The organism is Rhodococcus sp. O3, assembly GCF_048897285.1.
Classification (GTDB): domain Bacteria; phylum Actinomycetota; class Actinomycetes; order Mycobacteriales; family Mycobacteriaceae; genus Rhodococcus.
Map to the genome: position 1 here is coordinate 1 of NZ_JBMBTE010000161.1, position 9,419 is coordinate 9,419.

The window sequence follows — 9,419 nt, forward strand, 5'->3', positions numbered from 1 at the left end:
CAGCGGCTCCGCGAGGTCGCGACGGCCCTGCTCCTTCGCAGCGATCACCGCGCGCCGGTGGGCACCCCGGTACGACCCGAGCGCCCAGACGGGAACACCCGGATCGACACGCGGCCGCACGATCGCGGGCGCATCGCCGAGGTCGCGGGCGCAGTGACGGCACCACCGGATGCCGGACCGGCCGCAACCGCCGCATTCCAGCGGCAGTACGAGATCGAGCAGGGCCTGCAACATGCGCCGCACTGTGCCGGAGGGCACCGACATGCGCAGTGCCGGAGGGCACCGACAGGTGCTCAGCCGGGCAGCACCGGAATCGCGGTCAGTCCCGCCAGGCCCGGAACCTCTCGCCAGTAGCGGTCGCCGGCAGGGTCACTGTTGTTGAGCTGGAACACCGCGCGTGAATCGGCCACGAACTCGGTGGTCGTGGACGCCTCGACGGCGTCCACCGGCGGGGTCAGATTGCGGCTGGGCAGCGCGTCCATCCGGGAACCGTCCACGGCGACCTGGACGACGGGGATGTCGGACGCCGCCCGCGCCACGACCACCGTGTCCGAGGTGCTCCAGTCGAGCGAGAGAGCGGGACTGCCGAGCCCGATGGCGATCTCGCGCGGAGCTGTCAGCGCGAACTCACCGTTCGGGTACTGCACCACGATCGCCGTGTACACCCGGCCGTCGACGATCAGCGCTGCGCGGACACCGTCCCTCGACAGACGCAACTCACTGATCCGCTCGCCCAACGCCAGGACGGGGCCTGCGTCGACCGGAACCACCGTCACCCGCCCGGTGCCGGGTTCCCGGATCGCCCGCACGACGGAGGTGCCGCCCACGACCGCCCACACGGAGTTGTCGTCGATCGACCACGAGGGTCTGCTGATCGAACTGCCTTCCGCCGCACGCACCGCTGCCGCGTCCCCGTACCCGCCGATCATCAGCTCGACGGCGGGTTCGGGCTCCGGCCGTCCGGTTCCGACGACACCGGCCACGAGCTGACCGTCGTGCGAGATCGCGCCGGACTGCAGGCCGGTGGTGCTGCCGAAGAACCCGGGCACGGGCGTGACACCCGTCTCGGCGACGGCGACCAGCCCACCGCCACGCACCGCGTGCAGACCGATGGTCGCGCTCGACGTGGCGAGCGGATTCGTCGACGCCACGTCCGCGGTGGTCCAGCCGTTCGGGAACCGTTCGTCGAGAGGTTGCCCGTCCGCGAGCAACACGTACGGACCGGAGATCTCGGCGTTCGCGAGCGTCCAGATCACCTGGGCCGCGAGAAGCTCCCGGTCCTGCTTGGCCAGCCCGGTTGCGCCCTGGAAGTCCACCCGGATACCGCCGAGTCCGACACCGACCTGCGCGGTGCGGCCGTCCGCCTTGGTGATGGGACCGATGACGTCGACGTCGTCGAGGAGATTGCGCACGGCCGGCTCCAGCGACGGCTTCGGGCCCTCCACCAGCAACTCGATGAGCTGGGAGGCGGCCTGCTCCTGGGTTCCGGCGATCCAGCGGGGGTCGGGCACGACCGTCTGTCCGGAGGGGTCGACGAAGAACAGCGAGCGTCGCTGGTAGGTGTTGAGGAACTGCGGCCGGTCCATGACGACGCCGGGCGGCAGATCGTCGATCCGCCATTCTCCGTCGGTTCGCACGAGGGTGACCTTCTCCTCGAAGGGGCCCTGGTCCGCGCGGTAGAGGCCGCCCTCTTCGAGGAAGCCGACGCGGGTCGCCCGGATCACGTAGGTGGCACGGTCGCCGCTGCGCGATTCCGGCAGCACGTCGACCTTCTCGACGATCGTGGCGCTGGCCGCGTCGTCCCAGCGACTCGTCATCTCGGGGGTGAGGTACTGGCGCGCCGCCTGGTGCCTGTTGGTGGGGTCCGTGCTCGCCAGCAGGAAGTCGCGCAGCAGCAGATCCGGCTCGCGGCCGGGTGCGGGCGCGGCGACCTCCGTGGTCGCGGAGGGGCGGGCGATGGTGCCGATCGCCTGCGGGGACGACGAATCCGGCAGGCTCGCGCAGCCCGAGACCCCGAGCAGGAGCGCCAGCAGCAGAACCGGCGCGGCGACGCGCCGCGACAGCGAACCGCTCACGGGGTCGCTCCTTCGGGCGGGGCGGATTCGACGACCGTCGGCGCCGCGGTGTCGGCGGCAGGGGGCGTCTTGCCCTGTATCGCGTGCGCGTTCGTCGGGACGAGCGGCAGTGGACTCCGCCCGACCTTGCGTCCGAGCTCGCGCGGCAGCGTCAGCCGGAAGCACGCGCCCTTGCCCGGCTCGCCCCAGGCCTCGAGCTTGCCCTTGTGCAGGTTCGCGTCCTCCACACTGATCGCCAATCCCAGACCTGTCCCGCCGGACCGGCGCACCCGGGACGGATCGGAGCGCCAGAACCGGTTGAACACGAGCTTCTCCTCCCCCGGCCGCAGGCCGATGCCCTGGTCGCGGACGACGAACGCCGCCGCGGCGTCGTCGGCGCGCAACCGCAGCAGGATCGGCTTGCCCTCACCGTGATCGATAGCGTTGGCGAGCAGGTTCCGCAGGATGCGTTCGACACGCCGGGGATCGACCTCCGCGTTGACCGGCTCGTTCGGCAGATCCACGATGAGTTCGGTTCCGGTCTCGCGGGCCAGGTGCCGCACCGTGGACACCGCTGCCCGCGCGCACATGCGCAGATCGAGTTGCTCGGCGGCGAGTTCGGCGACACCGGCGTCGTGCCGGCTGATCTCGAGCAGGTCGCCGAGCAGGCTCTCGAACCGGTCGAGTTCGGCGACCAGCAGTTCGGAGGCGCGTTTCAGCGACGGATCGAGTTCGTCGCTGCCGTCGTGGATCAGGTCCGCCGCCATCCGCACGGTCGTCAGCGGGGTCCGCAGTTCGTGGCTGACGTCCGAGGTGAACCGCTTCTGCAGATTGCCGTACTCCTCGAGCTGGGTGATCTGCCGCGACAGGCTCTCTGCCATCTCGTTGAACGACATCGCCAGCCGGGCCATGTCGTCCTCGCCGCGCACCGGCATGCGTTCCTTGAGGCGACCGTCGGCGAAGCGCACCGCGATCCGCGACGCGGATCGGATGGGCAGCACCACCTGACGGGCGACGATCATCGAGATGGCGGCGAGCAGGACCAGCAGGACCAGCGCACCGACGAGCAGGGTGCCGCGGACGAGCGCGAGGGTGCTCTCCTCCCCCGCCAGCGGGAACACCAGGTACAGCTCGAGCGTGCCGATGTTCGACGACGTCGGACTGCCGACGATCAGCGCCGGGCCGGAGTAACCGTCGGGATCGTCGACGGTCGCGAACTGGTAGGCGATCTGGCCGTTCTGCACGAAGGCGCGCAGGTTCTGCGGGATCTGATCGGCGGGGCCGCTCGACGTCGGTGCGCGCGGCCCGTCGCCGGGAACGATGAGCACCGGATCGAAGGTACCCGCGACACCGGTGTCCTGGCCGGCGTCGCTTCCGCGGTTCGTGAGCGTGGCCCGGGCGCTGTCGAGCCGGACGCTCAGCGATCCGGTGTCGTCGGCGCCGGCCAGCTGGCCTTCGACGAGCGCCCGGGAACGCTCCATCTCCTCGGTCGCCGCGTTGATCTTCACTTCGAGCAGACGATCGGTGATCTGGCTGGTCAGCACCACCCCGAGCACCAGCATCACGACCAGCGACAGTGTCAGGGTCGACACCACGACCCGCAGCTGGAGCGATCGGCGCCACGTGTGGGTGAGCCAGCTGCTCAGCGAACGGGACCACCTCAGCAGCGGCAGAGTCCTACGAGTGATCCGCCGCCGCAGTCGGTAAGCACGGATCACGGCGGTCCGGCCTTGTAGCCGACGCCGCGCACCGTCAGCACGACCTCGGGATTCTCGGGATCCTTCTCGACCTTCGCGCGCAACCGCTGCACGTGCACGTTGACGAGGCGCGTGTCCGCGGCGTGGCGGTAACCCCAGACCTGTTCGAGCAGCACCTCACGAGTGAACACCTGCCGCGGCTTGCGGGCCAGTGCCACCAGCAGGTCGAACTCGAGGGGGGTGAGAGAGATGAGTTCCTCGCCGCGGCTGACCTTGTGAGCCGGGACGTCGATGGTGATCTCCCCGATCGACAGCATCTCGGCGGGTTCCTGCTCGGTCCGACGCAACCGTGCCCGCACGCGGGCGACGAGTTCCTTCGGCTTGAACGGCTTGACGATGTAGTCGTCGGCGCCCGATTCGAGCCCGAGCACCACATCGACCGTGTCCGACTTGGCGGTGAGCATGACGATCGGCACACCCGAATCGGCCCGCAGCACGCGGCATACGTCGATGCCGTTCATGCCGGGCAGCATCAGGTCGAGCAGAACGAGGTCGGGCCGGATCTCGCGCACGGCACCGAGTGCCTGTGTGCCGTCCCCGACCACAAAAGGTTCGAAACCTTCGCCCCGTAGGACGATCGTGAGCATCTCGGCCAGCGCGGTGTCGTCGTCGACGACGAGAATCCTCGGCTTCATACCGTCTATCGTGTCACTCCTTCACCGTGCTGAAGCTGATTTGATATCTGCGCGGCGAGTTGTACCGGATCGGTGTCGGGTCCGGCGACCATCCACGGCGACATCCAGTTCTGTTGCACCAACTGGTCGTACACCTCACCGGTACGGATCTGGAGGTCGCCGTCGCGTTCGTACGCGTCCCGGTCGCGGGTTGCGTCGGCGGTGGCGCGGTCCCGCGCCCGCTGGGCCGCGAGCTCGACGGGAACCTTCAGCAACAACTGCAGATCGGGCACCGGCAGGCCGAACCGGTCGAACTCGATCTCGCGCACCCACTGGGCCGCCGGTCCCGATGCTCCCTCGTGCCTGCGGGCCGCTGTGTACGCGACGTTCGACGCCACGTAACGATCCAGCAGCACGATGTCGTTGTCGGCCAGGAGTTTCCGCAACTCGTCGGCCGCATCGCGACGGTCGAGCGCCCACAGCAGCGCCATCGCCTCGACGCTCGACGCCGTGTCCCCGTGACGGCCCCGCAGGGCCTCGGCACCGAGATCGGCGTGCACGGACTGCCCGTAGCGCGGAAACGCGAGCGTGGCGACGCGGGCGCCCGCGGCCCGCCAGGACTCGACGAGACCGGCGGACAGTGTCCGCTTACCGGCCCCGTCGAGTCCTTCGACGACGATGAGAACGCCCATGCTGCTTCGGTTCCCGACCCCGATCAGTAGCGGTAGTGCTCGGGCTTGTACGGGCCCTCGACGTCCACACCGATGTACTCGGCCTGCTCCTTGGTCAGCTTGGTGAGCTTGCCACCGAGCGCCTCGACGTGGATCCGCGCGACCTTCTCGTCGAGGTGCTTGGGCAGGCGGTACACCTCGTTGTCGTATTCGTCCGGCTTGGTCCACAACTCGATCTGGGCGATGACCTGGTTCGCGAACGAGTTGCTCATCACGAACGACGGGTGGCCGGTCGCATTGCCGAGGTTGAGGAGGCGGCCCTCGGACAGCACGATGATCGAATGGCCGTCGGGGAAGACGAACTCGTCGACCTGCGGCTTGATGTTGATCCGCGTGACGTCGGCGGCACGCTCGAGGCCCGCCATGTCGATCTCGTTGTCGAAGTGACCGATGTTGCCCAGGATCGCCTGGTGCTTCATCTGCTTCATGTGATCGAAGGTGATGATGTCCTTGTTGCCGGTCGAGGTGATCACGATGTCGGCCTTGCCGACGAACTCCTCGACGGTGACGACGTCGAAGCCGTCCATCATCGCCTGCAGCGCGTTGATCGGGTCGATCTCGGTGACCGACACGCGCGCACCCTGGCCGCGGAGGGCCTCCGCGCAGCCCTTGCCGACGTCACCGTAGCCGCAGACCAGCGCGGTCTTGCCGCCGATGAGGACGTCGGTGCCGCGGTTGATGCCGTCGAGCAGGGAGTGGCGGGTGCCGTACTTGTTGTCGAACTTGCTCTTGGTGACCGAGTCGTTGACGTTGATCGCCGGGAACACGAGCTCACCGGCGGCGGCGAGCTGGTAGAGGCGCAGCACGCCGGTGGTGGTCTCCTCGGTGACACCGCGCACCGACTGGGCGACCGTGGTCCACTTCTTCGAATCCGCAGCCAGCGACTCACGCAGGAGCTGCAGGAAGACCTGGTACTCGGTGGAGTCGTGCTCCTCGTCGGTCGGCGGCACGACGCCGGCCTTCTCGAACTGGGCGCCCTTGAGAACGAGCATCGTGGCGTCGCCGCCGTCGTCGAGGATCATGTTCGCGGGCTCGCCGGGCCACGTGAGCATCTGCTCGGCTGCCCACCAGTACTCCTCGAGCGTCTCGCCCTTCCAGGCGAACACCGAAACGCCCTTGGGCTCCTCGACCGTGCCGTGCGGGCCGACGACGACCGCGGCCGCCGCGTGGTCCTGGGTGGAGAAGATGTTGCACGACGCCCAGCGCACCTCGGCACCGAGCGCGACGAGGGTCTCGATGAGCACGGCGGTCTGCACGGTCATGTGCAGCGAACCCGAGATGCGCGCGCCCTTCAGCGGCAGCACCTCGGCGTACTCGCGGCGCAGTGCCATCAGGCCGGGCATCTCGTGCTCGGCCAGCCGGATCTCCTTGCGCCCGAATTCGGCGAGGGACAGGTCGGCGACCTTGAAGTCGATGCCGTTCAGCCGGTCGGCCACGAGCTTGTTGTCGGACACGTGTGAGCGCCTCTCCTGTTGACAGTCGGTTTGTCGAACAGGCTATACAACCACGCGGCGGAGTGCCGCTGCCGTACCCGCCGGTATCCGTGCCGCGACGGCCCGTGCAGCGACGGTCACTGTCCGCCGGTGACGCGGTCCAGGAACGGCCCGACCAGATACGCCATGTCCGCGGCGACGTCCCGGTCGGACTCCGGCGGCATCGCGATGTAGCTCATCGCGATGCGCACGATCGCCCGCGCCAGGATCGTCGCGTCGGTCTCCGAAGCCTGCACCCAGCTGCGCCGGAAGGTCTCGACGAGCCGGCCCGACGCCCGGTCGATCAGCGGTGCCGATTCGGTGGTGATCAGTCGCAGCAGGTCCGGCTTGGCGTCGCCGCGCAGCAACGATTGCACGAGCGGATCGGAACTGCTGTCCGCGAAGAACGCGGCGAAACCGACCGCCAACGCCCGGCGGGCGTCGCCGACGTTCGAGTAGACCGCGTCGTCGACGGCGTCGACGAACTGGTCGGCCAGTCGCAGCGCGTACGCCTGGGCGAGCCCCTGGCGGGACGCGAACTCGTTGTAGAGCGTCTGGCGGCTCACCCCCGCGCGGCGTGCGACGTCGGTCATCGTGATCGAGGACCAGTCCCGCACGGTCAGCAGGTCCCGCATCGCATCGAGCACGGAGTTGCGCAACAGCATTCGGCTGGCCTCGTGGAATTGCACGCGCCGCCGTCCATCACGGGGCGCGACATCGGAGTCGTCTGCGGACGCTGGCTCGTGCACGATCGACATGCGCCGACGTTGCCACGCTGCGACACGCCGCGTCAACGCCGTGGGTGGCGCGCAGCATGTGGCAGGGAACACAACCGGGCGCCGGGGTGGTGTCGCGCGTGGTCACGGCGGAGGTCGCACGCGCCGATCAGGCGACGGTTACAGGGCGGACCGGTCGCCGAGACAGGCCCGGAACACCTGCGTCCCGGCGGTCAGCGCCTCGACGGTCAGTTCGGGATCCGCCGCCGAGATCCACACCGAATGGCCGGGCGTCAGGTCGAGGCCGGAACCGCCGCAGTCCAGGTGCACCGCGCCCGCGGTGCACAACAGGATCTGCGGGCCGCAGGGGGCGAGCGACACCTTCGCGTGCGGCTCGGGTTCCAGACGCGACAGCGCGAACTCCGGCGCCGGGGTGCGGTAGCAGACCTCGGCCTCACCCGCGGGGACGGCTTCGAGGATCGGCACGTCCGGGGACCGGAAGTCCAGAACCCTGAGCAACTCCGGCACGTCGACGTGCTTGGGAGTCAGTCCCCCGCGCAGCACATTGTCGGAGTTCGCCATGATCTCGACGCCCATGCCGCTCAGATAGGCGTGCAGGTTGCCGGCATCGAGGTACAGGCCCTGCCCCGGTTCGAGGGTGATGCGGTTGAGCAGCAGCGACGCGAGCACGCCGGCGTCGCCGGGATAGAACTCGGCCAGCTGGAGGGCCGTCCGCACCTCCTCCGCGAACACCCGCGGGCGCCCGTTGGTCGCAAGGTAGGTCACACAGCCGTCGAGCACCCGCGGCAGCAGCGACGTCAGCACCGGCTGGGGCAACGTGATCCACGTGGTGAACAGGGCGCGCAGCCCACCCGAGTCGGGCTGACCGGCCAGCAGGCCCACGTACGGATCCAGTTCCGGCACACCGAGCGCCTCGAGCAGCTCCACGGTGCGTGCCGCGTCCCGGAATCCGGCGAGCGCCTCGAAGCGCGTGAGCGCGACCACGAGCTCCGGTTTGTGATTCGGATCCCGGTAGTTGCGGATCGGGGAATCGAGGGGCACACCCAGCTCCTGCTCGCGGGCGTAGCCCTGCGCGGCCTGCTCGGCGCTCGGATGCGCCTGCAGCGACAGCGGCTCCTCCGCCGCGAGAAGCTTGAGCAGGAACGGCAGACGGGCGCCGAACCGGTCGACGGTCCCGGATCCGAGCTGCCCGTGCGGGTCGGACTCGACGACGTCGAGCAGCGAGACCGGGGCCTCCCCGTCCTCCGACAGCACCTTCGCCGGATCCGCCGGATGGGCGCCGAGCCACAGCTCCGCTTCCGGGTGATCGGACGGCACCGGGCGCCCGCACAACTCTGCGATCGCGGTGCGCGACCCCCAGGCATAGGAGCGCAGCGCACCTTCGAGTCGGCGCACTACCGGCCCCCGGCCAGACGCAGATAGGCGGCGGCCATCTCGATCCGGGCTGCGAGCACCAAGGCCTGTTCCAGCACGGGCGGCACTGCCCGCGACTCCGTTTCCCCCACTACAGACACCAATTCCATATCCGGTAATGCAGCTGCGCGACGCTGCGCAGCCCGTCGATCGTCGTCCGTGCTGAGCACGAATACCCGCACGGGAGCCTCCGGAATCGGCCCGTCGAGCTGCTCGTCGTGGAAGAACGGGTCGTACGGTTCACCGGTCCCGGAGGTCGTGGCCACCAGGCGATCCCGCGCGACGAGCGTATCCGGCAGCGACGCGGCCGCGGCGATCATCCCGGCCCCGAGCAGCAGCATCTCCGCGCCGTGGCGGGCGAGAGAGGTGGTCGCGGGCGAATCCCCGGCCAGCGCGACCCGACGCGACTGCATGCGCACCGCGAGCGACTTCGCCGGATTGTGGAACACCTCGTTGGACGGATGGTTACGGGCTGCCTCGTTGTCCACCGCATCGGCGAGTTCGGCGAGGTCCGGCACGTGCGGGCGCACCTTGGTCGCGGCCATCGCCGTCAGGACCGCGCAGAACACCGCGACGTGGCGGGCCAGCGCGTAGGCGGACGGCAGGTGGATGCGCGGGGGCAGCAGCAGGGCCCGCCCGGC

At 69.5% G+C, this 9,419-nt stretch carries 7 protein-coding genes and 2 pseudogenes; all 9 read right to left on the reverse strand.

Going from position 1 to position 9,419, the window contains the following annotated elements; translation table 11 throughout:
- Window positions 1–234 (reverse strand): annotated as a pseudogene (locus tag ACN675_RS25875) (ComF family protein); the annotation flags it as partial.
- A gap of 59 nt (window positions 235–293) precedes the next feature.
- Window positions 294–2,075 (reverse strand): MtrAB system accessory lipoprotein LpqB, encoded by a 1,782-nt coding sequence (lpqB, locus tag ACN675_RS25880; RefSeq protein WP_420753557.1) that lies wholly within the window; start codon window positions 2,073–2,075, stop codon window positions 294–296.
- Window positions 2,072–3,772 (reverse strand): MtrAB system histidine kinase MtrB, encoded by a 1,701-nt coding sequence (gene mtrB, locus ACN675_RS25885; RefSeq protein ID WP_420753558.1) that lies wholly within the window; start codon window positions 3,770–3,772, stop codon window positions 2,072–2,074. The genes lpqB and mtrB overlap by 4 nt, the downstream gene beginning before the upstream one ends.
- Complete coding sequence (gene mtrA / locus ACN675_RS25890) at window positions 3,769–4,455, reverse strand: MtrAB system response regulator MtrA (RefSeq protein ID WP_197252797.1); 687 nt, start codon at window positions 4,453–4,455, stop codon at window positions 3,769–3,771. The genes mtrB and mtrA overlap by 4 nt, the downstream gene beginning before the upstream one ends.
- Window positions 4,452–5,117: a dTMP kinase gene (locus ACN675_RS25895; RefSeq protein ID WP_420753559.1), complete on the reverse strand. Its 666-nt coding sequence runs from the start codon at window positions 5,115–5,117 to the stop codon at window positions 4,452–4,454. The genes mtrA and ACN675_RS25895 overlap by 4 nt, the downstream gene beginning before the upstream one ends.
- 23 nt (window positions 5,118–5,140) lie before the next feature.
- Window positions 5,141–6,610: an adenosylhomocysteinase gene (ahcY, locus tag ACN675_RS25900; RefSeq protein ID WP_420753560.1), complete on the reverse strand. Its 1,470-nt coding sequence runs from the start codon at window positions 6,608–6,610 to the stop codon at window positions 5,141–5,143.
- A gap of 116 nt (window positions 6,611–6,726) precedes the next feature.
- On the reverse strand, window positions 6,727–7,386 hold the full coding sequence (locus tag ACN675_RS25905; RefSeq protein WP_420753561.1) for a TetR family transcriptional regulator: 660 nt from the start codon (window positions 7,384–7,386) through the stop codon (window positions 6,727–6,729).
- Window positions 7,387–7,524: 138 nt separating this feature from the next.
- Window positions 7,525–8,760, reverse strand: coding sequence for a mannose-6-phosphate isomerase, class I (gene manA, locus ACN675_RS25910; protein WP_420753562.1), 1,236 nt, complete (start codon window positions 8,758–8,760; stop codon window positions 7,525–7,527).
- Window positions 8,760–9,419: pseudogene (locus ACN675_RS25915) on the reverse strand (tobH protein); the annotation flags it as partial. The gene manA and the pseudogene ACN675_RS25915, both read right to left, overlap by 1 nt.